At 73.4% G+C, this 23,001-nt stretch carries 17 protein-coding genes and 1 pseudogene; 2 read left to right on the plus strand and 16 right to left on the minus strand.

What is annotated here, in order from left to right:
• Positions 1-577: 577 nt before the first annotated feature.
• The 8 genes from ALA01S_RS24500 to ALA01S_RS24535 form a co-directional block, all read right to left on the minus strand.
• Entirely contained in the window at positions 578-1,372 is a 795-nt protein-coding gene (locus ALA01S_RS24500) for an endonuclease III domain-containing protein (RefSeq protein ID WP_084267901.1), read from the minus strand.
• A gap of 88 nt (positions 1,373-1,460) precedes the next feature.
• Positions 1,461-2,423 carry a metallophosphoesterase gene (locus tag ALA01S_RS24505; RefSeq protein WP_066341939.1) on the minus strand — a complete coding sequence of 321 codons (963 nt, stop codon included), beginning with the start codon at positions 2,421-2,423 and terminating at the stop codon, positions 1,461-1,463.
• A 134-nt stretch (positions 2,424-2,557) separates the two neighbouring features.
• Entirely contained in the window at positions 2,558-3,511 is a 954-nt protein-coding gene (locus ALA01S_RS24510) for a glycosyltransferase family 2 protein (protein ID WP_157119250.1), read from the minus strand.
• A gap of 35 nt (positions 3,512-3,546) precedes the next feature.
• A complete protein-coding gene (locus ALA01S_RS33455; RefSeq protein WP_066341941.1) occupies positions 3,547-4,281 on the minus strand; it encodes a hypothetical protein in 735 nt (244 codons plus the stop codon).
• Positions 4,282-4,478: 197 nt separating this feature from the next.
• Entirely contained in the window at positions 4,479-4,964 is a 486-nt protein-coding gene (locus ALA01S_RS24520) for a GNAT family N-acetyltransferase (protein ID WP_066341942.1), read from the minus strand.
• A gap of 159 nt (positions 4,965-5,123) precedes the next feature.
• Entirely contained in the window at positions 5,124-5,708 is a 585-nt protein-coding gene (locus ALA01S_RS35370) for an acyltransferase (RefSeq protein WP_066341943.1), read from the minus strand.
• On the minus strand, positions 5,705-6,814 hold the full coding sequence (locus ALA01S_RS24530) for a glycosyltransferase (protein WP_157119251.1): 1,110 nt from the start codon (positions 6,812-6,814) through the stop codon (positions 5,705-5,707). Before ALA01S_RS24530 ends, ALA01S_RS35370 begins: the two co-directional genes overlap by 4 nt.
• A 159-nt stretch (positions 6,815-6,973) precedes the next feature.
• Entirely contained in the window at positions 6,974-7,420 is a 447-nt protein-coding gene (locus ALA01S_RS24535) for an ATP-binding protein (protein ID WP_084267903.1), read from the minus strand.
• Between the two features lie 556 nt (positions 7,421-7,976).
• Here ALA01S_RS24535 and ALA01S_RS24540 point away from each other — a divergent pair.
• Complete coding sequence (locus ALA01S_RS24540; protein ID WP_066341946.1) at positions 7,977-9,188, plus strand: HD-GYP domain-containing protein; 1,212 nt, start codon at positions 7,977-7,979, stop codon at positions 9,186-9,188.
• Between the two features lie 244 nt (positions 9,189-9,432).
• Positions 9,433-10,392, plus strand: a complete 960-nt coding sequence (locus ALA01S_RS24545) for a hypothetical protein (protein WP_066341947.1) — start codon at positions 9,433-9,435, stop codon at positions 10,390-10,392.
• 55 nt (positions 10,393-10,447) lie between these two features.
• Here the strand turns inward: ALA01S_RS24545 and ALA01S_RS24550 are convergent, their stop codons facing one another.
• The 8 genes and pseudogenes from ALA01S_RS24550 to ALA01S_RS34095 form a co-directional block, all read right to left on the minus strand.
• On the minus strand, positions 10,448-10,645 hold the full coding sequence (locus ALA01S_RS24550) for a hypothetical protein (protein ID WP_066341948.1): 198 nt from the start codon (positions 10,643-10,645) through the stop codon (positions 10,448-10,450).
• A gap of 276 nt (positions 10,646-10,921) precedes the next feature.
• On the minus strand, positions 10,922-12,097 hold the full coding sequence (locus ALA01S_RS24555) for a tetratricopeptide repeat protein (protein ID WP_238455931.1): 1,176 nt from the start codon (positions 12,095-12,097) through the stop codon (positions 10,922-10,924).
• A 216-nt stretch (positions 12,098-12,313) separates the two neighbouring features.
• Positions 12,314-12,613 (minus strand): annotated as a pseudogene (locus ALA01S_RS35500) (DUF4145 domain-containing protein); the annotation flags it as partial.
• Between the two features lie 326 nt (positions 12,614-12,939).
• On the minus strand, positions 12,940-13,221 hold the full coding sequence (locus tag ALA01S_RS24560; protein ID WP_066341950.1) for a helix-turn-helix domain-containing protein: 282 nt from the start codon (positions 13,219-13,221) through the stop codon (positions 12,940-12,942).
• A gap of 359 nt (positions 13,222-13,580) precedes the next feature.
• Complete coding sequence (locus tag ALA01S_RS24565; protein ID WP_157119253.1) at positions 13,581-13,838, minus strand: hypothetical protein; 258 nt, start codon at positions 13,836-13,838, stop codon at positions 13,581-13,583.
• Between the two features lie 186 nt (positions 13,839-14,024).
• The gene (locus ALA01S_RS24570) at positions 14,025-14,432 is read right to left on the minus strand and encodes a dihydrofolate reductase (protein ID WP_218011524.1); all 408 of its coding nucleotides are present in this window, start codon (positions 14,430-14,432) and stop codon (positions 14,025-14,027) included.
• A gap of 43 nt (positions 14,433-14,475) precedes the next feature.
• Positions 14,476-16,335, minus strand: a complete 1,860-nt coding sequence (locus ALA01S_RS24575) for an Imm49 family immunity protein (protein WP_066341953.1) — start codon at positions 16,333-16,335, stop codon at positions 14,476-14,478.
• A gap of 1 nt (position 16,336) precedes the next feature.
• A partial coding sequence (locus ALA01S_RS34095; RefSeq protein ID WP_218011525.1) for a hypothetical protein occupies positions 16,337-23,001 on the minus strand: 6,665 nt, incomplete at its 5' end.

A 23,001-nucleotide genomic window follows, 5' to 3' on the forward strand; every position in this document is an offset into this window, starting at 1 on the left:
CTTCGGCCTACAGCGCTGTGCGGCGACCGTTACGTTTTCCCCGGACAGCACTGCGCGAAAGCGGGTATCCACGCCTGCCGGGTGCCGGCGCGCTGGCGTTGGCCTTGGGCGATGCCGTTCGAAGGTCCCACCTGAACGTTCGTGAATGCCCGCTTTCGCGGACATGACAGGCTGGAAGGCAAGACGCCTTGGTTGCAGGGAGGCCGGCGTGGTTCCCACACCTCGGCTCACGGCCGGCTTGGGGGCCGCCTGGGTCCCCGCCTGCGCGGGGATGACGAAGTAGAGAGCGAAGCACGCGGGCTCACGAGATGCGTCAGCCGGCTGGTCTTTTTCCTGTCGGCCGCGCAGCCGGGGCGCCGCGCACCTTCATTGGTCATACCCGTGAAAGCGGGCACCTACGCCAGTCAGGGTGCCGGCACGCCGAAGCCGACCCTGGGCGATGCGGTTCGAAGGTTCTACCCCGGCGCTTGTGGATGCCCGCTTCCGCAGGCATGACGGCGTAGGGAGCGAAACGCCTGGGCTCACGGGATGCGGCGTCCCGGACAGCCGTGTGCGCGGGCCGGGCGCGCCTGCCTCCCTACCGGTGCTTCGTGACCCCCACCCTGGCGCACAGGTCCCGCACCGGGCAGGTCGAGCAGCGCGGCAGCGCGGGCGTGCACACGTGCTTGCCGAAGGGCACGAGCAGCCGGTTGATGTCCACCCACCAGCGCCGCGGCAGCTCGCGCTGCAGCACCGCCAGCGACAGCTCCGGCGTGCGCGCATGCACGTAGCCCCAGCGGTTGGTGATGCGGTGCACGTGGATGTCCACCCCGATGCGCGGCTGCCCGCACGCGATGCCCAGCACGAGGTTGGCGCACTTGGGCCCAACGCCGCGAAAGCCCAGCAGCACCGCCTCGTCGCAGGGCAGCTCGCCGCCGTGCTCCTCCACCACCGTGCGGGCGATGGCGTGCATCTGCCACGCCTTGGCCTCGTGGTAGGTGCTGTCGGCGATGGCCTCGTCCAGCGCCCGCACCTCCAGCGCCGCCACCGCCGCCGGCGTGCGCGCCAGGGCAAACAGCCGCCGCGCCGCCACCAGCGTCGTCTCGTCGCGCGTGCGGATGGAGACGATGCAGGCCATGAGCTGCTCGAAGGCGCTGTCGAACCCCTCCTGCGCCAGCTCGAACAGCGCCGCCTTGGGGAAGGGTTGCACCGCCGCTTCGATGCGGCGCAGCACCTCGTCCACGTCAAAGGCCGCGGGTGCTCCGGCCGTGCCTTCGTTGGGCGGCACGCCGCGGGTGCCGGCCGCAGTGGTGGACGGGGTGTCGGCCGGGGTCTGGGCCCGGGTGGTGGGTTGGGACGGCTTGGCGGCCGTGCCGGAAGCGGGCGTTTTCATGCTGCGGGCTTGGCGCGGGCCGGGCCCGCCGCACGGCGCGGCGGCGCGACAAGCGGCCCCTGGCCCAACGCCGGGCAAGCGGCGCGCCTCAGCCGCGCACCAGCGTGTGCACCGTGATCTCGGGCAGGCAGTTCAGCCGCACGTCCAGCACCGAGGAGCCGCAGCCCACCGACGTGTAGCCCTGCATGGCGCCGTGGCGCCAGGCGCCGCGGGCCAGGGCGCGCGGCGCGCCGGAGCAGGTGAGCACGGGAATGCCGCCGGGCAGGCACAACTGCCCGCCGTGGGTGTGGCCGCACAGCATCAGGTCGAACCCGCAGTGCGCCGCCTGCCGGTAGGGCTCCGGCGCGTGCGACAGCAGCAGCGCGCAGCCGTCGGCCGGGATGTGCTCCACCGCCTTGTGCAGGTTGTGGGCCTGGAAGTGGTGCGCGTCGTCGATGCCGGCCACGAACAGCGCCGCTGCGCCGCGGCGCAGCGCCACCGACTCGTTGAGCAGCACGCGCAGCCCAAGCGCCTCCATGGCCGGAACCATGCGTATGGAGTCGTGGTTGCCCAGCACGGCCAGCACCTCGTCCCCCAGGTGCGGACGCAGCGCGGCCAGCGCACCCAGTGCCTCTTCCACGGGCCCGCTGGTGCGGTAGCGGAAGTCGCCCGTGATCACGCAGGCGTCGTGCGCCACGCCGCGCACGCGTTCGATGAGCGCCTGCTGGAACGCCGCGCCCACGTCCAGGTGCAGGTCGCTCAGGTGCAGCAGCGTGAAGCCGTCGAAGGCTGCGGGCAGCCGCGGCAGCGCCACCACGCGCCGGCGCAACTGGATGCGCAGCGTGTTGCGCCGCGCCCGCTCGCGCAGGCCCAGCAGCTTGAGCGCCGTGTGCAGCAGCCGCGGGTGCTGCAGCCAATAGCCGGGCTGCAGCCGCTGCGCCAGCGGCGGCAGCCCTTGGCGCTCGGCCTCGTCCTCCAGGCCCAGCCGCAGTTGCAGGTGCGCGCGGCCCAGGCGCCGGTGCAGCGCCTGCAGCGCTGCGCGCTCCTGGTCGTCCATGTCCGTCAGCTTCATGCGCCCTGTCCCGCCCGCTCTCGCATCACGCGCTCCCTGCATTGCAAGGCGCCCATGCTGCCCGCGCCGCAGCGGCCGGGCGGCTTAAACCCGTTGCGCGAAACCGCCCATTGGGACGCCGCGGCGCCCTGCGCTCACCAGGGCTGGGGCGGCGAGAGGCGTCCGCCCAGCGTCTCGCACCACGCCTGCGCCAGCAGCGCGCCTTGCCGGGTCTCGGCGCGCGCCAGCTCGGCCTGGCCGCGCCAGGCGGCCAGCCGGCCCCGCAGCGCGTGGCCCAGCCGCTGCAGCCGGTTGTCCAGCCACGCGGCCAGCCAGCCGCCGTGCTTGCGCCGGTACAGCAGCGCGCTGCGCTCGCACCACAGCGCGGGGGGCGGCTTGGGTGAGGCGCTGCCGTCCTGCGGCGCCGGCACGCAGCGCGCGCGCACGTCGCACAGGTGCTGCACGCGCAGGCCCAGGGCGCGCAGGCGCCGGCAAAAGTCCTGCGTCTCGTAGGCGTGGAAAAAGCGCGGATCCAGTCCACCCAACGCGTCGAACAGGTCGCGCGGCATGAAGGCGAAGGCGCCGCACACCCGCTGCGTTGGGCCTGCGGGCCGATCCGGCGGCACGGCGCCGCCACGGGCCCCGCAAGGCCAGCTGCACGGCACCGCGCCCGCCAGGCCGGAGCGGGCAAAGCGCTCCGGCGCCGCCTGCGTCCTTGGGCAGGCGCCGATGGCGGGCACGCCCTGGCCGTCCAGCAACGTGCCGCTGGCCAGGCCGATGAGCGGGTCGCGCTCCACGGCCCGCAACCCGCGCTCCAGCGCGCCGCGCTCCACCAGCACGTCCTGGCGCAGCAGCGCCAGCGTGCGGCCGTGCGCGTGGCTGGCCGCGAGGTTGACGCCGCCGGCCCAACCCAGGTGCGTGCCGCTGCGCACCAGCCGCACCCAGGGGTGGCGCAGCTTCACCAGATCGGCCGTGCCGTCCCGCGAGGCGTTGTCCACCAGCACCACTTCCGCGTCCAGCGCCGCGATCTCCGGTGCCAGCGCGCCCAGGAAGCGCCCAAGCAGCGGCGCCGCGTCGTGCGCCACCACCAGCACGGAAAGTCGCTTCATGGCTCCCTGCGCGGGCGCGGTGCGCCGCTTGTTCTTCAGGCGGCGTGTCCCGTGGCCGCCAGCAGCGCGCGCAAGGCGCGCAGCGGCGCGGGGGCCTCCCAGGGGGCGCCCGCCGCGTGGTGCGCGCCGTCGTCCAGCAGCAGCGCGCCGTCCACGCCGCGCACGCGCCAGCCGGCGCAGGCCTGCGCCCCGTGGCTCACGAAGCGCTGCAGCGCCGCGCGCGACAGCGCAAAGCCGTTGAGCCCCAGGCGCGGGCGGGCCGCCGCGGGCAGCGCCGTGGCGCCGCGCCGGCCCTGGCGGCATTGCAGGGCGTCGGCACCGTCGCGCGCGTCGGCGATGGCCAGGCGCAGGCCTTCCACGAAGCCCGGCGCCACGTCGCTGCCGCCCTGCACCACCACCACCCAATCGGCCGCGGGCTGCGCCTGCGCGGCGCGGCGCAGCACGGCCTCCAGCGTCATCCCAGCCCCGTCGCTGCCCTGGCCGACGGGCAGCAACTGCGCGTCCGCCTTGCCGGCCAGCGCCGCGGCGGCGCCATCGCCCGTGGCCACCAGCACGGTGCAGTGCGCGTCCCACGCGGTTTCCATGGCCAGGCCGCGCAGCGTGCGGTGCAGCGAGCCGGCATCGCGCGCGGGCACCACGATGGCCAGCCGCGCCGCCGCCCTGCCCTCCCCGCCGCAGCCGCGGCTGGCGGCCGGGCCGACGACGCCGGCCGAAGCGCCGGCGGGAACGAATCCAGGGGTTGCGCTCGGGAACAGGGCAATGGGTGTCATGGCGGCAGAGGCGCTGATTCGGCGCAATTCAAATGGTCTGCAGCAATTACAGGCCAGCCCCACCAAGGTGTTGTGGCAGGAATGCAAAAGGCCGGACGGTGCATTAATCCAGCCCATTAACCCCGTCCGCCGGGCGTGAATCCGGGGATTTGTGGCTTGATTGTGAAATATGCCGGGCCGCCCCACCCGGAGAATGGTCAGTCCAGGAGTAATTCGAAGAATTTCGTGCCCGCCACCGGGTCTGGGTAATACGGCGGCGTGGGCGTGAACCCCATGCGCAGGTAAAGCTGCTGCGCGTGGGTGGTTGGCGGCACGGCGTCCAGCACCAGGCGCCTGAAGCCCAGGGCACGTGCGCGCCGCACCACCGCATCCACCAGTTTTTCGCCCAAGTGCCTGCCGCGCAAGGCCGGCTGGACGAACACCCGCTTGAGCTCGGCCACCCCGTCGCCGCGGCGCAGCAGCCCGGCGCAGCCCACGGCCCGGCCGCCGTGCTCGGCCAGGAAAAAGGTGCCGCTGGGCAAGGTGTACAGGGTTTCGAAATTTTCCATCTCGGCGTCGAAACCGCGGTAGGACAAATCCATGTCCAGCCAGGCGACATATTCAAGGATGAGCGCCTTGAGGCGTTGCGTGTCGGCGGGCATTGAAACTTCCCGTATGGGAATGTGCTGGGTCGGCAGGTCCATGGCCGGGGCGGCGGTATGGGGTTGAACGCCGATGGATATTCAGGAATACGGGGTTTTCCCATGCGGCGGCGCGATCCCGTTCGCGCCGGTGGCGTGCGGTGTGACTGCGGCGTGACAAATGCACGCCGCACGCACGTCTGGTGGCGTTGCGCGGGCCCTTCAGGCCTGCGCGGGGCGCCGGTGCAGCGGCTGCGCGGGCACGCCGCCGAACACGGTGCCGGCGGGCACGTCGCGCGTCACCACCGCGTTGGCGCCCACCACGGCGCCGTCGCCTATGGTCACGCCCGGCAGCACGGCCGCGCCGCGGCCTATGTGCACGCCGCGGCCTATGACCACGGGCGACACCCGGGTGCCCTGCGGCTGCCGCGCGGCGCCGCTGCAAAAGCGGTTGGTGTCCAGCACGCTGGCGTATTCGCCGATGACGGTGCCCGCGCCCACGTACACGCCGGCATGGGCCACCAGGTGCACGCCGCGGCCCAGCACCACGCCGTCGCCCAGGTAAATCGTGCCCGCGCCGCGGGTCTCCCAGTACTGGCCCGCGTGCAGGCGCAGCCGCCGGCCCAGCGTCACGCGCCGCGTGCCGCGCAGCTCCACGCGCCCAAGCACCCGGGAGGACGCCGGCACCGGCTCCATGAGCGCGGCCGACAGCCGGGCCTGCGCCCACAGCCCGGTCAGCGGGCGCAGCGCCCGCGCCAGGGCCGCCAGCGGCCGCAGCGCGGCCAGCAGCAGGAAGCGCACCATCATCCGGCCGCGCCCGTGTCCGAAGCGGCGGCCAGCAGCGGCGCGGGCTGCGTGGCCTTGGGCCGCGCGCCCAGCAGCGCCGCCCAACGCGCGCCCTGGCGCTGCGCGTTGAGCTCGCGGCGCAGCGTGCGGCGCCCGCCCTCGGCCATGGCGTTGAGCTCGCCGGCCGTGGCGCCCATGAGTTGTTGCAGCCGCAGCGACAGCGCCGTGGCGTCGTTGGCCGTGAAGTGCCAGCCGTTGCGCCCGGGCACCACCATGTCGCCCGCGGCGCCGCTGTTGGGCACCAGCACGGGCACGCCCGCGGCGAAGGCCTGCAGCACCCTGCGGCCCGCGCCGTCGCGCGGCCCGGTGTGCAGCAGCAAGTCGGCCTGCGCCAGCGCCTGCGCCGCGTCGCCGCGGGCGCCGTGGAAGTTGACGTTGGGGTGGCGCTGCGCGCGCTCGCGCAGCGCCGCCGCCTCGGCACCCTCGCCGTAGATGTCAAAGCGCAGGCCGCGCAGCGCGCCCTGGCGCTCCAGCGCGTCCAGCAGCAGATCGACCCGGTCGGCGTGCTCCAGCGCGGTGAGCATCACCACGCGGCGCAGCCCGGCGCCGGTGAAGAGCTCGCGCTCGGCCACCGGTGCCGCGGGCAGGAAATCGGCGATGACTTCCACGCGCTCCCAGGGCACGCCCTGCGCCTCCAGGCGGCGGCGCACGAAGGTGGAGGGCGCCACGAAGCGCAGCCCAAGCCGCGCCAGCAGCCGGGCGGCGCCCAAGCCGCCAGGCCCGTCACTGCCGTCCTGCACCACGTGCCACTGCGCGCCGCGCCCGCGCAGCAGCGCGCGCAGCGCCGCGGCCCACAGCGAGTGCTGCGCGCCGTTGGCCAGCACGGCGCTGTGCCGGTCGCGCCAGAGCTCGCGCAGCAGCGCCGCCACCATCTGTGGCCGCGAGCCCAGCACCACGCTGCGAAAGCCCAGGGCCCGCGCCGCCTCGTGCACCGCGCCGGGCGGCGCCATCACCACGCCCAGCAGCTCGGGGCACAGGCTGCTGACGGCCTGCAGCGCGGCCAGCGCCCGGCGCCCGCCGCCTTCGAGCCGGCCGTCGTCCAGCAAATGGATCACACGCAAAGACATGGGACGAGGTGCAGCAATTGCAAGAAGTTGTCACGAATTCACGCATTGCAATGGCAGCGGTGCTTGCAAAGGTGATGGAAGTGAAAACACGTTCGCCGGACGGGCATGGCGTGCGCTGCGCGCCAGCGCGCGGCGACCGCCTGGGCGGCGCGCAGGTTTTCAGGCGTGCCGGGGCGCGGGCCAGTGGGTGAGGCGCACGGTGTTGAGGCCGCCGGCGTGCTCGTGCTCCACCCGGTCCGCCGCGGCCTGCATGATGAACAGGCCCAGGCCGCCCTCGGGGTAGTGGGCAAGCTCCACGGGCGGCGTGCGCTGCGGCGCGTCGAAGGCCTCGCCCGCGTGCACCAGCTCCACCACCAGCGCGTCGCGCTCGGCGCTGATGAGCAGCTCTATGGGCGCGCCGGCGGGCCGGCCGCGGCCGTGGCGCACGACGTTGGTGAAAGCCTCCACGCAGGCCACCACGAACAGCCCCAGCGCATCGCCGTCCAGCCCCGCGTGCTGCGCGCAGCGCTCCACCGAGCCGCGCAAGTCCCGTATGGCCTCCACGCGCGCCGGCAGCCTGCGGCGGCTGCGCCAGGCCACGGGGAAGGCGAGAGAGCTGGCAGTCATGGTGCGAAACGGCCCTGGCGGCCGCGGCGGCACCGGCTTGGGCGAGCGCGCCGGGCGGCCGGCGAAGCCTCACGCGCGTGAGACGCGCGCGAGGACTGTGGGCCACCGGCAGCCGCCCTGGGCGCACCGCGGGGATGGAACAACGGGGAGAACCGGTCCGATTGGGCCGCGCCGCGGCGGCGCAAGCTTGGCCCAACTGTGAATTCCTGCACGGACCACGCCGGGAGTTTCAACAGGCCTGGCCCATGGGGTTGTTGGTGGCGGCAACGTCAACTCCTGTAACCGGATGCTGCCGTGGCGGCGGCTGCGAAGACCTGTGAAGGCCTGAGAAGGGCCGTGGCGGCGGGCACGATTTCGCATGCCGTTGCCGGCGCATCGTTCGCGGGCCGGTGTGGCGAAGCAGTGGCGCAAGGGGGCGCAGCGGGCCGCGGCGCCTACAAAGTCGCGCTGCGGCGGTGCGGCCCGTGCGCCGCGGGGCTCAAGCCGAGCCTCAAACAGCCGATGGCTGCGGGATAGTTTTATCCGCGGCGGCCCGCGTGCCGCCCCGCCCTGCGTTGTGAAGCTGATCCCCTTATCCGCCGAGGTGCTGCAGTCCCAACCGTTCCTGCCCTTTGGCGTGTATGCCGAGGACGGGCGCATGTTGTTGCCGCCCCATGCCCCCTTGGGCGACGCGCGCGTGCGAGCCCGGCTTGGGCAGCAGCGCTCGCTGTTCGCCCAGGCGACCGACTACAACGCCTGGCGCCGCGGCATGGCGCAGGCCGTGCAGGGCCTGCTCAACGACAACGCGCCGCTCAAGCAACTGGCGCAGGTGCGGCCGGACATGGTGCGCGCGGAGATTCCGCGCCAGCCCGGCGAGGAGTGGGAGGCCATGGTGCTGGCGCTGGACAAGGTGCTGCAGGGCGCGGACGCCGCCAAGCCGTGGATTGGCCGCATGCAGGCGCTGCGCGCCCAGTGCCGCACGATGGTGGCGCGGCGCATGGACGAGGCGCTGTTCCACCTCATCTACACCGGCGGCAGCCGCGTCTCGCACCACAGCAGCCGCCAGGCGCTGCGCTGCATGCTCATGGCCGGCGAGGCGGCGCAGGCGCTGGGCTGGGACGAGGAGCGCCGGCTGTTGCTGGACCATGCCGCGCTGACCATGAACGCCGCCGCCTGGCGGCTGCACGACCAGCTCGCGCGCCAGGTCGGCGGCATAGACGACCCGCAGCAGCGCGCCCTCATTGCCAGCCACCCCGCCGATGGCGAGCGGCTGCTGCGCGCCAGCGGCGTGACCGATGAGCACTGGCTGTCTGCCGTGCGGCTGCACCATGACGACGCGCTGGCCGGACAGCCCCTGGAGGCGCTGGACGCGGGCCAGGCCGCCGCGTCGCTGCTGCGCCGCGTGGACCGCTACAGCGCCATGCTCAGCCGCCGCATCGGCCGCGAGCCGCTGTCGGCCACGGCCGCGGCGCAGCAGGCCTGCCTGGGAGCGGACGGGCGGCCGGACCCCTTGGGCGCGCTCATGCTCAAGGCGGTCGGCCTGTACCCGCCGGGCTGCTTCGTGGCGCTGGCCAGCAACGAGCGCGGCATCGTGCTGGCGCGCGGCGAGCGGGCCAACCAGCCGCTGGTGGCTGCACTGGTCAACGCCGAGGGCATGGTCATGGCCGAGCCGCGGCTGCGCGACACGTCGCGCCCGGGCCTGGCCGTGCGCACGGCGCTGTCGCCCAGCCAGATTCCCGTGGACCCGCCGCTGGACAAGCTGCAGGTGCTGCGGGGGTGGCTGAAGTAAGCCCACCCCCAGGGCCGCTGCCGCCCCGCGCCAGGAGGCGACGGTTCTGTGCCTGCAGGAGACCCGCTTGCGGGCCGAACCGCGGCCTGCATCCGGCCTGCAGACAGGCCTTCTGCAAGGCCCATGGCGCGCCGCTTGCCGCAGCCCGCGGCAAGGTCACTCGCCCGCCATCCGGCACACGGAACTGTATGAACGTACAGTCTTCGTCTCGCAGGCGGGCCAACGGCATCACGGCAGTACGGACATGGGCAGCAAGGAGCATGGAGACGACCAGGGACGGGGCCTGACCCTGGACCTGTTTGGCGACCTGGAACCGGCGCCGCCCGCGCCGTCCGGCGCGGCGCGTGGCGGGCGCGGCAAGGCGCGCTCGCGCCGCGGCGCCAACGAGGCACGCCGCGAGCCGGCGCAGGCCGGCACGCGCGTGCCCTGGCCCGCTGACGGGCCTGGCCACGGCGGGGCGCCGCAGGCCGGTGCCGACGGCCCTGCGCGATCCGCCGCAGCCGCCTTGGGCCATGAGGTCGAACAGGCCCTGGCCGCGCTGCCGGCCAGCGAGCTGCAGGGCGTGGTGGGCCAGGTGGCCACGGCCATCGTGCGCAGTGGCGAGTTCCAGGTGGCGCTGCGCGCGCAGCTCTACACGCTGGTGGCGCCGGCCATCAGCGAGGCGCTGCGCGGCGCGCTGGCGGTGCAGGAGGTGCGGCAGTCGCTGCGCGACGCTTTCGGCGACGGCGAGGCCGGCGCGCAGGCGCTGCAGCGCGCGCAGGCCGCGGCACGCGCCCGCGACGCCTGCACGGTGCCGTATGCCGGCGGCCTGGCCGGCGCCTACGCCGCGGCGCCCCGCGTGGCGCAGGTGGTGCAGCCGCTGGCCGGCCCGACGGCGGGCAGCAACGGCGACGCGCCGCTGCCCCTGGGCGAGGCCGTGCTGCTGGCGGGCTACGAGCCGCCGCTGGCACGCCAGTACAAGGCGGCGCTGGCCGAGGCCGGCTACGAATCGGTGATCGTGGAGGTGGGCCCCAACGACGCGGCCCTGCCGCCGGAGGCGTTCACCTGCGCCATCGCGTGCCTGCCCGACGACGCGGCCGAGCACGTGCAATCGCTGCTGTCGCGCCACCCGCTGCGGCAGGTGCTGCACGTCAGCGCCACGCCGCGGCGGCTGGTGGAAGCGGTGGAGCTGGTGATGCCGCCTCCACCGCAGGCGGCGGGCTGAAGTCAGCCGCCGCGATGCCCGGGGGACGCCCTGCGCCCTCGCCCGGTGCGCGGCTTCACATCGTGCGCGCGGCCCACTGCGTCACGAGCGACGCCTCGGCATTGAAGCGCTCGCGCAGCGCGAAGATTTCCCGCTTGGCCTGCGCCAGCGAAAGCTCGCCACGTCCGGCGCGCTCCTCGATGTCGGCCATGGCCGAGACGTACTCGGCCGGCGGTCCCTGGTTGCCGTACACGGCAGACGGCTCAATGTTCATGGTGGATGCGGGTTGAGTGTGTGGTGCCTCATGGGCAGACCCGCGCCTCAACGCCTCGTGGGTGCTGCGACAGCGGCATGCTGCAGTGCAGCAATGGTAGCCGATCGCATCCTTCCTCACATCGCGGCCACTACTTAAGGCTTGGCCGAAACCCGGTACTTTTCCTTCATGGTGGCCGGCGCGCTCACGTCGCTGCGCATGGCACGGGCAGGCTTGCTTGTCCTGAAGAGCCAGGAGGGAGTTGCCGTGTCCGCCGCCAGCCGGTGCTCGATATCCTCACCGTCCACAGCAATTCTTGAATTTCATCCCCGAATTGCACAGGCATTTCTCGTTGCGCCCAGGCTTGCGTGGCGCCAATTCCCCACGGGTGCCCTGGTTGCGGCTTTTGAAAGACCGCGCCGGCAATTTGATGCCGGATAAAAAGTCCTGGAGCTGTTTCCTGTGGCGGGCTGCCCGCGTGGGCAGCTCCGGAAATTCCTTGACCTTGTTGGCCAACAGCCTGTCCCGGTCCGCACTGTTCAAGTAGGGATGGCCGTGAGGGTCGAAGCGGTTGCTGGCACGAATCGCGGACAGCAATAAATCGTTGTCGTGGGCAAATTCGGCAATGCTGTCGCGCAGGCGGGCCACCAAAGGGGGGGCCATTTCGCGGCATTCCAGGGCCAGTGCCGTTTCGCCATTTTCCTTTTCATAGCACTGCTGCAACAACAAGACGGCGCGCAGCAGGCGCGGCGTGTCCAGGCCCAGGGTCTGGTACAACTGCGCCAATTCCAGGCAGGCGATATTGGCCGTCTGCTCGAAACCCAGGCAGCGCTCGTACCAGGGTTCCGCCGTTTCCACGGCATGCTGGGGCAGCTGGCCGGTGGCCGTCAGATGCGCCAGCATCAGCATGGCTTGCGGAAAGGATTGGGCTGCGGATTTTTCCAGCCAGCCCAGGGCCGCGGCACGCTCTTGCCCGCCCGCCTGGTTCCACAGGTAAATGAACAGGTTGTATTGTCCCTGTGGAAATCCGGCCTCGGCCGATTTGCGCGTGCATTCGAAAGCGGCGGCGGAATCCGCCGGCCCGCCTAAACCCTTTTCGTACAGGGCACCCAATTGGGCCAGGGCCGAGGGGTGATCTTCCGCGGCGGCAATTTCAAAGTATTTTCTGGCCTCGCGCAGGTCACGCTCGAAGCTGCGCGAGCCGTGCAGGTAAAAATTGGCCAGCACATTGTTGGCGTCGGCATGGCCCTGCCCGGCCGCCTGGTGGATGTAGATTTCGCCCGTGCCGATCTTGGCGTCGCCCTCATGGCCGGCAATCAGCATCAGGCCATACTCGTACATGGAGGGAATGTGCGATTCGGCCGCGGCCTGCTTGAGCCACAGGGCAGCCTGTTCGCGGTAGGAATTCCAGACCGCCTGGTTTTCAAAATACTGCGTCCAGTTGTCCACCGTGCCGTCGCGGGCCGTGTCCATGCGCGAGAGCAGTATTTTGCCGGCCAGGTGCTGTGCATCCGGACGGCGCTCTATGGTGGCCTGGAAAATCAGCTCCTTGAGATTGGCGGGGGTGTCGGCCGCATCGTCCAGCGTGGGCGCGTCGGCCTCGGGAAACTGCTTTTTGTGGCACTCCAGCAGCAGCGCGTGGGCGGCATCCAGGGATTGCGTGGCCAACTCGGTGAGCTGGGGCCATTCCAGGTTGAATTGCTCCGGGTGCACGCCCTTGTTGCCGTTGATGCGCAAAATCTGCAGGTGATTTTCCGTCTCGGCCGTGATGATGCCGTTCTGGAGCAGCAAATAGATTTTGCGGTCCAGGCTGCCGGTGAGCGGGCGCTGCGCGGGCGTGTCTTCGGCCAGGCAGGCGCACATATAGTGGGCGCAGGTGCGCAGTTTGGCCAACGCGTGCGAGGGAAACATGCTGATGCAGTCACGCGCTTCGCCGAAGTGCTGTCCCAGCAGGGGCGAAATCAGGCGGGCGAGGTCGGTGTCCAGCATTTTGTGAAAAGGGGCCCGGGTCACGGGCCCGGCGCCGCGCTTGTGACATCGTGGCGGCGCGGTGGGGAAATACGGTGGTTGATCATAGGCTGCGGCCCTGCGCGACAGAATTCAAGCCACTTGCATCGTCCACCCCGGCGCTGCCTGTCTGCTTCTGCGGATGTGAAAAATTTCACGAAGTGCACGCTGCGCCACGTACCCTTTGCCTGCCCGTTTTGCAGGTGCCATGCGACGTCTGCGCGCTCCTGGCGCACAGCGTTTTTATAGCCATGAAATGGCTGCCTGCAGTTTCGGCCAGGACGAGGTACGGAATAGGCGGTTTGCTTTCAATCGCGCAATTCCCTGAGCACTTCGGGATGCGCCACGGCCACGCGCAACAGCGTTCTGGCCGCCCCGGTCGGCATGCGCCGGCCCTGCTCCCAATCCTGCAGCGTGCGGGCGGAAACGCCGAGCAGGACCGCAAATTCCTGCTGCGACAAACCCGTTCGCGCCCGCGCCTCGGCCGCGTCCGATAAGGACACCTCAGTCATGCGCACCGCCTCGCCCCGCTTCATTTGCTGGACGGACTCCAATAAATCGTGCTGAAACCGCTCCAGTTCAGTGGGCATTTTCCACTCCCTGCTTCAATTGCACCAAAAACTCTGTTGGAGGATTGTCAAACTTTGCCTTGGCGTAAACGATCAATAATCAAATGGTTTGTGTGGCAGCATTGAAGTAGATGACTCTTGCTCCACCTCTTTTGCCTCTCCCACTTGAAGCCCAGCGAACCTTGCGGCATCCGCCACTGCCGGGAATCAAATCACCCGCATCGGGATTGCCGGCAATCCAGTTGATGAATTCAATGCGTTCCGCGTCAGTCCAAACTTCACTGGCGTATTTCTGGAATATGGGTGTCTCGGCAACGGTTTTCGCGGATGCTACGGCAATGCCGTATAGAGATCAAGTTTCGAGTTCGGTAATCCCTTAGTCACCCACGGCGTTCGACGTGGCTGGGGTCAGAAAGTGACGCATCCGCCCTGCCGCTGCCGACATCCGCCGCCTCCATCGTCGCCAGCACCAGCCACAGCACGAAGCCGCCGGCCACGACCAGGCAAATCCGCAGGAACAGCACGTACAGGCGGAATCGCCAGTCGGTTTCCAGCCTGTGCTCCACGGACTGGGAGGTGGCCCGCAGTGCACGCAGGGCGTGCGCGGGCAGTTTCGTTTCCGGCGTCGGTTTGGCCATGGTTCTCGCCCCGTGAGTGCAAGCGGCTTCCCCGGGCATCTTCTCCAGAGATCCGGAATGCCGCTTTCAAGCCTTGGAAAGACAGGCCATCCACCGTAGACGCGCCCCGCGGGTGCGGCCATGGGCGTTTGCTCCCCGCGGAGGCGGGAGAAATCAAAGGGCAAAGGGGGCGTTTGCCCCGCAGGCTCAGACGGCCAGCGCCCCGGCGCCGCCGGCAATGAGCCAGCGCGGCTCGAACCAGCGGTCGGCATCGCCGTCGTAGGGCAGGCGGTTGATGTCCCAGTGGCGGATGAAGGGCGCGTACTCGTCCCACACGGCCGGGCCGCCGCCGATGTAGACCACACGTCCGGGGTAGCGCGCCAGCACGTCCGCCGGCCGCTCGCCGCTGCGGATGACGGCCACGGTGCGCTCGGCCAGCGCGAAGTCCGGCACGCTGGCGATGGTGCGCGGCCCGGCCAGCAGCACGTGGCCGCGCGTGACCTCGAAAAAGCGCGCCACGTCCTCCCGGAAGGGCCGCCCGCGCTCGCCTTCCCAGGGCAGCACGCCATGTAAGCCCAACTGGCCGCGCAGGCCTATGGCGCAAATCGCCCTCACGTCGCAAGTCATCGCGTCCACCTCCGGCCTGTCGGGTTGTGGGTCAGGCGGATGCCGGCGGCGACGCCAGGTGCGCCAGCACCCGGTAAGGCTTGGGGAACCAGGCCCAGTGGTCGTCCAGCCACACCAGGCCGTCGTAGGCCATGCCGGCGTCCTGGCCCGGCGGCAGCAGTTTCCAGGCCACCCACACGCGGTGCGGGTCCAGCAGCGCCGCCACGCCCCGGTAGCCGCCCGGGAAGGAGCGCGACAGCTCGTTGGCGCCACCCAGCAGGCCCGCGGGCGCCACGTGGCACACCAGCCGGCTGCCGGGCACCGCCAGCCGCACGCGCGGCGGCTCGGCCCACAGCGCCTCGTAGGCGTCGCGCGCGGCGTCGGCCACGGCCGGGGCGAAGGCCAGCGCGTAGTCGCCCGCGCGCGGGCGCAGCGACGCGGCCAGCACCCCGTCGCGGTCCTGGCCCAACGCCTCCAGCAGCGGGCGCAACTGTGCCGACACGGCCGCCGCTGCCGCCAGCGCCACGGCGCGCGCGGCCTGGGTGCCGTGCGGTGCGTTCGCGTCGGCGGCTTCGCCCTCCCCGGCTTGGGCCGGCGCGCTGCCGCCGGTGGTCTGCGCAGGGGTTGGGCTGCCGCCTGTGGCCTTTGCGTCGCCGCCCGGCGCCTGGCCGTGCCGGGCGATGGCGGCCTCGACGTCCGTGGCCTCGTCGCGCAGCGCGGCGGCGCTGGAGGCGTCCGCGCCGCGCGCCGCTTCCAGCAGCGCGGCGTGCAGGGCGCGCAACTGCACGGCGGTGAGCGCGGGCGGCCAGCCGGTGTGCGGCAAACCCTCGCCGGGCAGGGCGAAGCGGGCGCGCGAGCGCGGCAGGCCCGGCGCGCCCTCGGCCGTGTAGTCGGCCACCAGCACGCCCCCGTCCAGCGTGCCGACCTGGTGGCGGCGCCCGGCGCGTGGAAAACCCATCAAGTCCAGGAACCAGTGCGGCTCGCCGTCGCCCAGCACGCGTCGGGGGGCGAACACGAATTCCAGGCCCGGGTGGTGCTGGCCCTGCCCCTGGCCCGCGGCCTCGCCCTCCCCGCCGGCCGGCGGTGGCGTCAGCAGCGGCAGCAGCAGCGGCGAATCGGTCTCCAGCGTCACGCCCTGGCGGCGTGCCAGCGCACACAGGCCGGCCAGCTCGAAGGCCAGCAGGCCGAGACGCTCACCCCGGCCGGGGCCCCCGCCATACCAGCGCGCGTGCGCGGCCAGGGCGTCGGCCAAAGCCTGGGACGCCCCGCCTGCGCCCTCGGCCAGGCACAGCGCCAGGCGCAGCACGGGCGCGCGCGTCTGCGTCACGAAGGCCGGGTCGGCGATGCGCGGCGGCTGCGCCAGCGCGGCCAGCGCGTCGCGCAGCAGGCCCGCGGCGGCGGCCTCGCCGCGCAGCAGGGCGGCCAGGGCGACGCAGTAAGGCGTCCAGAACGCGTCCGCCACCTCCGCCGGCTCCTGGCAGGCCAGTACGGCGCGCGGGTGGGTGAGCACGCGCTGGGCTTCGCCGTCGCCGCAGCAACTCGCCAGCGCCAGGGCCAGCGCCCAACGCGGCGCGCTCATGCCGGCGTGTCCGCCCACGGCGAAGGCGCGCGAGCGCCCGTCGGCTAGGCGCACCAGCGCCGCGCCCTCGGTGCGCGAGGCGCACAGCGCCGCCGCCGCGCCGCACGCCGCGCCCTCGCGCAGGGCGTCCCACGCCAGCGTGCGGGCCTCGGCCGTGCCGTCCAGCGAGGCCAGCGCGGCGCGCTCGGCGGCCACCACCAGGAGCTGGGCCGCGTCGTCGTCGTGGCGCGCGGCCAGCACGGTCTCGCGCAGCTCGCCGGCCCAGGCCAGCAGCCGCGCGTGCTCGCGCCACAGCCCCGCGTCGCGGGGAGAAGGTTCAACGGCGTCAGGCATGTCAGGGCGTGGGGAGGGTGGCGGGCGAGGCCGTGGTGGCCGCGGTCGTCGGGTTGGGCGTGGCGCGGCCGCTGCCCAAGTCGAACTTCTGCGCCTCCAGCGCCGTGGGCCGCTGCTGCTTGTCCAGCGGCTGGCGCACCACGTAGTAGTCGATGTTGGGCGGCGACGTGCGCAGGGCGACCAGGATCTGATGGCCCAGCGCCTGCACGTCGGCCGGGCTGGTGGGCCGCATCATGTCGCGCGCCAGGCTCTCCAGGTATTGCGGCGTGCCCTGCTCGGCCAGCCGGCCGTCGGCGGTACGCCGGAATTGGAGTCCGGCTTGCGGGCCCTTGGCTTCGATCAGGATCAAACGCCCGTCAGCCGCGCGGTAGGCCAGGTCCGGCACGCCCGCGCCCTTGCGCGAGCACGGCAGCGGCGGCGTGTTGAGGTTGAGGTGCTGCTGCGCGAAGTGCCCGGCCGCGCTTTCGCCCAGCGCTTCGCCCAGGTCGCGCACGGCGATGCGCGCGTCGTAGAGGTCCTGCGCCATCTGCTCCGGCGTGCGTCCGCTGGGTTTGCCCTTGCCGGCCATCTCCTGCAGCGTGCGCTCCAGGGTGTCCATGGCGTGGGCCTGGTCGGCGGCCCGCTGCACCTGCGCCGCGTCGCCGGCCAGGCTCAGGCCGTGGGTGTTCACGTCGGTGGGCACGGCGCGGATGGCGCCCACGGCGATGCCGCGTATGCCGCCCTGGGCGGTGACGAAGGCGCCGCCGGCCCACACCTGGAACAGCCGCTGCTGCAAGGCGGCGTCGCCGCCGTCCAGCGACGGGTGGGTCTTGAGGTAGCGGGCCTTGAACTCGGCGAAGTCCTGGAAGTTGGGGTGGTCGCCAAAGCGCTGGCGCGCCAGCTCCTGCTGCAGCGGATCGGGGCGCGCCGTGGCGGCCTGGGCCAGGTCGCGCTCCACGTCGCGGCCGTTGAGGCGGGCGTGCTCCACGGCGCGGTCAAGCAGCGCGCGCGAGGCCTCGTCCGGCAGCCGCTCGCGCGCTTGGGCGAGGGCTTCCGCGTCCACGCTGCGGCCGCCGCCGCGCACCAAACCCTCCTCCACCACGCGGGCGGCGGCCGCGCGCACCTGGCGCTGGTCGCCCAGGCCCAGGCCCTGCTGGTAGGCCGACTGCCGCGCCAGCAGCGAGAGGTCGTCCAGGCTGCCCAGGGGCGCTTCCAGCAAGGGGTTCACGCGCGCGGCCTGCACCATGTCGCCCAGCAGGCGCTGGCCGGCCGAGCCGGGCTCCAGCGCCGACAGCGCCAGCGCGCGCCGCGCGTCGGCCGCCTCGCCGCCGTGCACCAGGCCCATGTGGGCCACCAGGCGCCCGGCCTCGTCCTGCAACTGCGCCGCGGCGCGGTGGTCGCCGCGGGCGCGCGCGGCGTCGATCTCGCGCGCCAGGTGTTCCACCTCGGCCATGCGGCCGCGGTCGTGGCGCGAGAGCGCGCCCTTGGCGGCGGCGGGCAGCGTGTCCGGATGCACGCCGGGCTGGAGCAGGTCGCTGCGGTCGTGGCTGACGAAGCGCAGCTCGCCCAACTCGTGCGCCAGCGCGCGCTGCACCTGCGCGGGCGAGGCCTTGTCGGACACGGTGATCACCACCCGCTCGCCGTTCTTCACGTAGGAGGCCACGGGCAGCGGGCCGTCGCGGTCGCCGCTGGCGCGCGCGACCGTGCCCACCCGCACCTCCACTTCCAGCTCGCCGCCGCCGTGCCGGGACAGCAGCAGCTTGGAGGGGTCGCGCTTGCCCGGCCGCAGCAGGCCTTGGAACTGCCCGCCCGGCCCCTGCAGCCGCTGCAGCGCCTCGGGCGTGGCGCTGGCCGCGTTGCGGCCGCGGGTGACCACGCCCGCCTTGCCCTCGCCGTGGAAATCGCTGCCCGGCACGGCCGCCGCCGTGGTGGAGGGCCCGGTTTCCGTCGCACGCGGCGCGGCCGCTTCGGCCGCAGGACTGGAGCGCGCTGGGGCGGTTGCCTCGTCGGCGCCGGCTGGCCGGGCCGGGGGCGCGGCATCCGCCTCGCCCTCGCCGCGCAGCAGCCGCGCCGCATGCGCTTCCTCCGCCGTGGCCGGCGCAGGCCCTGCCGACGGCGCGGGCCCGCCATCGCCCCCGCCGCCCTGGCCGCCGCTGCCGCCGGAGGGCGCGCCGGGCCGCGGGATCTCGTGCACCCGGCCGCTGCCCGGGACGATGAAGCGGTTGAGCTCGCCGATGAGCGGCGCGGGGATTTCGAGCTGGTCGTCGGCGAAGCGCACGTCCACCACGCGGGGCTGGCCATGCAGATCGCCCGTGCCGTGCTCCGGCATGCCGGCCGAGCGCACGGCGCGCACCCAGGCCTCGTCCACTTCGAAGGAGAAGATGCGCGCCTGGCCCTCGCTGTTGTTGAGGACGAACTCCACCGCGCGCTCGAAGGAGCCGAAGTTCAAGTGCGCCGAGGCGCCGCCTTCCACCGTGACGTTGCCCTGCGCGTCCACCCGCACCAGCTTGCGGCTGCGCTCGCTTTCCACGCGGAACACCAGGCGGCCCCCGCCTTCGCCTTCCAGCAGGGGGCGCAGCAGCCGCGGCAGCAGCGCGGGGTTGCGCTCCACGTCGGACAGCGGCACCTGCACCAGGCCCGGGCCCTCGGCCTCCAGGCGGGCGAACAGGGCGTCCACGTCCTCGGGGCCGGGCAGGTCGGCGGTGGCGGAGCGGCGGCCGCTGGCGAAGGCCTCGGCCTCGGCGCGCAGCCGCCCGGCCTGCGTTTCCAGCGCCGCGGCTTCGGCCAGTAGCTCGTTGGCTTCCTGGCGCAGCCTGCGGGCGCGGCGCGGGTTGTGGCTGTCGGCGAGGTCGGCCTCGGCGTCGCGCTGCACGGCGCGCGCCAGCCGCTCCTCGGCCTGGGCCTGCGTGCGCTGCGCTTCCTCGTGCAGCGCACCGGCGCGCTGGCGCTGGGGCAGCGAGGGTTCGCCCGCCTCGCCCGCCCGCAGCGGGCGCGCGTCGGCGCCGGGCTGGTGGCCTTCCACGCGCACCAGCGGGCCGGCCTCGGCGGCGGCGAAGGCGGCGTCGATCTCCTCTTTGCGCAAGTTGGGGAAGAGGCGGTCGCTGTCCTCGCCACCGCCGCCACCGCCGTGGCGCGGGCCGCCGCCGTCGCCCTCGCCCTCGCCCTCGCCCTCGCCGCCGTGGCGCGGCGGGCCGCCGGCCGCGGCCAGGGCCTGGACGGCGGCCAGCGCCGCCTGTTCGGCCTCGGCGTCCGCGCCGTTGGTACGCGGCGCGGCGGACGCCCCCTCGCCGGCAGCGCGGGTGGCGGCGCGGGGTTCGGCTGTGCTGGCTTCCTCGGCGGCCGGGCGGCGCGGGGCGTTGTCCTCGTGCGCCCGGGCGGCGGCGCCTTCGGTGTCGGCTTGGGCCGGGCGTGCGGGCGTGGCGGCCTCGGCCGGCGTGGGTTCGGTGGCGGCAGCGCGCGGCGGGGTGGCGCCCTCGCCCGCACCGGCCGGGTGTGGGGCGGCCTGGCCCTCGGCGCCCGCCGCGGGGTGCAGGCCGCCTTGTTCGGCCACGTGCTGCAGGTTGATTTCGCGGCTCACCGCGTCGCCCTCGCTCACGTGGTTCATGTGCATGAGGTCGGCGGCGGCGGCCTCCAGGTCGTGCGGCAACAGGGGCTGTAAACCCTGGCTGGCGCGCTCGGCGGCAATGGCGTCGCTCAACTGCGCCAGCGCCCGCCCGTGCCGCGCCTGGCCGAAGGCCTCGCCGCCGCCCTCGCCCAGGCCCTGGATGAAGGCGTGCAGCCCGGCCTGGCCCATTTGCAGCAGCGCGTCGCCGGCATCGCCCTTGAAATGGCCGCTGGCGCTGTCCACCGCCAGCTCCGCGCCGCGTCCGCCCACGGCCCCCAGGCTGGAAAGGGCCCCGCGCGCCAGGCTGCGCCGCGCCACGGCCGACACCGTGCTGCCGAAGCCGCCGCCCGCGGAGGCGTTGAGCGCCTTGTCCAGCCCCTGGCCCAGCGCGCCCACGCCGCGCCCGGCCGTGCCCACCACGGTGCGCAGCACGCCGCCCTGCGCGGCCAGGGCGCGGGCGCGCTCGGCGATGGCCGCGCCGTTGCGGCCCAGCGCCTCCACCGACTGGCTCAGCGTCGCCGTGGCGCCGCCGGCCAGCGCACCGCGTATCAGCCCGGTGAACAGCGCGCCCACCGCGTCGGCGCCGCCCTTATCCCAGTTGCTCCAGGTGCGCTCGTCGAAGGCCGCGCCGCTCAGGCCGCCCAGCGAGCCCGTGAGCGCGCCGATGACGATCTGGTCCACGACGGGGTTGCCCGTGAACATGCGCGAGAGGCTCAGCAGCGTGCGGCTGGCCGTGCCCGCCGCCGCCGCGCCCTTGGAAGCCACCTGCGCCGCCGCGCCCAACTGCGCGCCCACGCCGGCCGTGACCGCCTGCACCGCCGTCATGCCCAGGTCCACGGCCGCCTGCTCCCAGCCGTAGCGCCCGCCCTTGAGGGCGTAGTTGGCGCTCATGGAGGCCAGCCCCGCCATCACCGCCGCGGCGATCAGCGGCGCGGCCGCGCCGCCCGTGGCCACCGTGATCACGGCGGCGGCCACCGCGCCCAGGATGGCGATGCCCGTGGTCGCCACGTCGGCAAAGGCGTCTATGCGCGCCGAGTACGACTCGGCCACCGACTGCGCCGTGTTCACCACGCCGGCGAAGTTGTCCTGGTCCCGGCCGGTGTAGGCGCCGGTGGTGGCGTCGAAGTTGGGCAGCCTGCCGATCAGCTCGCCGCGGGCGTTGAAGGCCACCGGCCCGCCGGCCAGCAACCGCACCTGCTGCTCGTAGGCGCCCATGGCCTGGTCGGCCATCGTGCCTTCAGCCAGGAAAGCGCCCAGGCCGCCGGCCTCGCGGCGCTGCTGCTGCAGCGCGAAGGCGGCGGCCTCCAGCCGCTCCTGGTCGGTGCGGGCCACGCCGCGCAGGGCGCGCTCCATGCGCAGCCGGTCGTCGCCCGACAGCTCGGGCAGCACGTCGCCCCCCTGGAAGGTGCCGAGCACGGCGTCCAGCTCCTGGCCGGTCTGGCGCCGGAAGGCCTTGCGCATGTCGGCGATCTCGTCGCGCGTCATGCGCTCGGTGAAGCGGAACAGCAGCTCCTCGTTGGTGCCGCTGCGCTCCAGCGTGGCGTGGCGCATGGCCAGCGCCACGGTGTCGGCGCTTGGGCGCTCCTCGGTGAGCAGCCCGCGCGCGAGCGACGCGCCCACGCTGTCGCTGCCGAAGCGCTCGTTCATGCGCTGCACCAGCGCGTCCTGGCTGGCCTGCACCTGGGCCTGGTCCGGCTGGAAGCCGGGCTTCATGACGGCCTGCGGGTCCAGCGCCGCGCCGGCACCCGCGCCGCCGGCGGCGCCGGGCGTGTAGGCCTGCGCGGCCAGCAGCAGCAGGCGCTGGCGGTCCAGCCGCGCCGCGCGGCGCGCGGCCTCGTTGGCCTCGCGTTCCTCCTGCGTGGCGCCCGGCCGGTCAGGCATGAAGCGCTCGTCGTAGAGCGCGCGGTCCATCTGCAGCGGGTCCGGCGGCTCGCCGCCCCTTTGCAGCTCCACCCCCAGGCGGGCCACGCGCGCCTCGGTGCTGTTGGCGCCATGGCGCAGCAGCGCCACGGCCAGGTCGCGCTGCGCGCCTTCCACGCGCAGCGTCACGGTCTGTGGCGGCATGTCGCCGCCGCCCACCTGCACCTGGATGTCGCGCGTGACCCAGGCCACGGCGCGGTCGGTGGCGCTCATGGCCGCCACGCCGCCGCTGCCCGCGGCGTAGGCCACGTCGGCGTCGGCCACGATGCCGCCCAGCGCCTGCACCACCGCCGCGCGCCGCGCCTCACCCGTCATCTCCTGCGTGGCGCGCCAGTCGCCCTCGTCCGGCGCGCCCGTGTAGCGCTCGATGAGGGCCGCCACCGGCTTGCCGTCGCGCCGCGCCTCGTCCACCGCGTCGCGCATGCGCCAGGCGTCGGCCAGGGCGTGGTCGCCCTGCAGCAGCGCGTCGAACACCTGCCGGTCGGTGCCGCCCAGGGCCTCGCCCACGTCGCGGCGCAGCGACGCGTCCTGGCCCAGCGCCTTGAGCTCGTCCGGCGGCAGCGCGCGCAGCACGGCCTCGATGCGGGCCTCGTCGTCGTTGAAGATGCCCACCGAGTCGCGCAATTCGAAACGCGCGCCGGCCAGGTGGTCGCCGCCGAGGTAGGCGCGCGCGGCGCCGTACTCGCCGCTCTTGGGGCCCAGGGCGCGGCGCAGGTCCACGTCCAGGATGTGGCCGGGCAGCGAGCGCCCGTACATCACCTCCTCCAGTGCGCGGCCCTTGTAGGCGCTCAGGCCCCGCAGCGCGCCCACCACGCCGGCCTCGTCCACCGTGCCGGCCCAGCCGCCTTCGAAAGCCTGGTAGACGCTGCGCACCTTGTTGCGCAGCGAGGTTTCGACGTCACCGCCCGTGCTGCCGACCTGCTCCTTGAAGAACTCCTTGGGTTTATTGCGCACCGCGTAGAAGGTTTCCTCGGCCTGCACCTGCCCGTCCAGGCCCTTGGGGGCGTCGCCGCCTTGGGCCTGTGCGGAAGGCCCCGCCCCGGGGCTGGCGGCGCTGGGGCCGGCGGGCGATGCGCCCTGGCCCTTGCCGCCGCAGGCGCAGTCCGGCGCGGGCGCGTCGCCACCGCCGCCGGCCGCGGCCGCCGCGGCAACCCCGGCGGATG

The sequence above is a fragment of the Azohydromonas lata NBRC 102462 genome (assembly GCF_001571085.1).
GTDB classification, from domain to species: Bacteria; Pseudomonadota; Gammaproteobacteria; order Burkholderiales; family Burkholderiaceae_C; genus Azohydromonas; species Azohydromonas lata.